2 protein-coding genes are annotated in these 1511 nt (G+C 52.2%); both read left to right on the top strand.

Translation table 11 applies throughout. The features are described from left to right. The first annotated feature begins 258 nt into the window (after positions 1–258). Positions 259–885: an ISAs1 family transposase gene (locus JUK32_RS10270; RefSeq protein ID WP_204138766.1), complete on the top strand. Its 627-nt coding sequence runs from the start codon at positions 259–261 to the stop codon at positions 883–885. A gap of 293 nt (positions 886–1178) precedes the next feature. Then, positions 1179–1418 (top strand): transposase, encoded by a 240-nt coding sequence (locus JUK32_RS10265; RefSeq protein ID WP_204138765.1) that lies wholly within the window; start codon positions 1179–1181, stop codon positions 1416–1418. Positions 1419–1511 lie beyond the last annotated feature (93 nt).

The raw sequence follows: 1511 nt of genomic DNA, 5'->3' as shown, positions 1-1511 counted from the left end.
CGCATCGTTGCGCCTACCTGAATGGCAGGCTGTCACCTCAAGAGTATTTTTCTCTGTAGAAAGTGACCTGCTCCCTATGCAGAGGCCTGTCCACTAAAGGCTTTTCGACACCTGGAGCAATGACAAGATCGAGCCTCTCGAAGCCTACCGCTTACCTGATAGCGAATCGCACCACAAAAACACCAGGGCCATTTCATTCTCAAGGAGAGCTGAAGAAGCTAGAGTTTCAGGCTAATCCCCATCTTTTCTTTAGGGCTTATGCGTCTTCCCCCGCAATCTGCTGCTGTAGTTCCGCAGACTCACCTTGAGCCGTTGCCTGAGCGGATCGAGATCCTTGAAGCTTTCGCTGACCTGCCGGATGGGCGTCAGGCGTCTGGAAAGCGGCACCACATGGCCCTGTGCCTGGCGCTCTTTACCCTGGCCGTGACGGCAGGTAATCGAGGATTTATTTCGATTGGCGATTGGCTCAAGTGCTACCAGCGCGAGTTGATTGACCTCTTCAACCCGCCCAAAGGTCGCCTCCCTTCCTACAGCACGATTCGCCGGGTGCTGCTGAAGCTGGATTATGAGCAGTATTCAGCGGCCTTAGCTCGGTTCTTTGGCATTAAACCGTTAGCCGGTGAGACCTTAGCCGTGGATGGTAAGGTCTTACGAGGGTCATATCAACTGGAGAGCAACAATCCTGACTCTCCCCCTCATCCCGCCATTTGGTTGGTCAGTGCCTATCTGGTGGAGCGAGGGCTGATTCTAGAACCTTACCCGGTCGACCGTAAAACCAATGAGATCAAAGCCTTGCCGGAGTTCATTAAGAAACTGGCGCTCAAGGGGGTGGTGATTGCTTTTGATGCAATTAGCACCCAAAAAAACGTGTCAACTTATCATTGACACCGACAATCACTACTTGGGTGCCCTCAAAGGTAATCAAGGTAACTTGCACAAAAGCGTTCAGGCCAATTTTGTCGCTGAAGCCAGCTACACCGAGCTCAGTAAGGGACACGGGCGATTGGAGAAGCGGGTCATCAGCCTTTGTACGACCCTCGACAACATCAAGCCGTGGCCAGGGCTGAAGACACTGGTTCGTGTGGAGAGCGAGCGTCAATTTAAGTACGGCGGACAGCTGCGCCGAGAAACCGAGACTCGCTACTATGTAGCCTCGTTTTTAGAATCAGCGGAATCCTTTGCTCGAGCGCATTCGGGGCTATTGGGGTGTCGAAAACAAGGTGCACCACGTCCGGGATGTGACGCAAGGTGAGGATGCTTCGCGTATCCGTATGCATCAGTTACCGCAAATCTTCGCCGTCGCTCGTAACTTCGCGCTCAATCTCTACCGCGCTAATGAGTTCTCGAATATGGCTCAGGCTGAACGGTTCTGCAAATTTGGACTGGATACCCTCAAGACCGTTTTTAGAATGAAATAGCCCTGCAAAAACACTCTCCTATTAGACGACAATGAGCCTGTCGGCTGACGACAACTAGAGAGGCGGATTTATTGATTTCGTCATCTGGATCCA

Origin of the sequence: Halomicronema sp. CCY15110, assembly GCF_016888165.1 — a bacterium.
GTDB lineage: Bacteria > Cyanobacteriota > Cyanobacteriia > Phormidesmidales > Phormidesmidaceae > Halomicronema.
The sequence above is the reverse complement of the archived record's forward strand: the minus strand, read 5'-3'. Positions and strand labels throughout refer to the sequence as shown.

Coding starts and splice junctions, on each gene's coding strand:
- JUK32_RS10270 (WP_204138766.1), top strand. CDS start 259: ATGCGTCTTCCCCCGCAATCTGCTGCTGTAGTTCCGCAGACTCACCTT.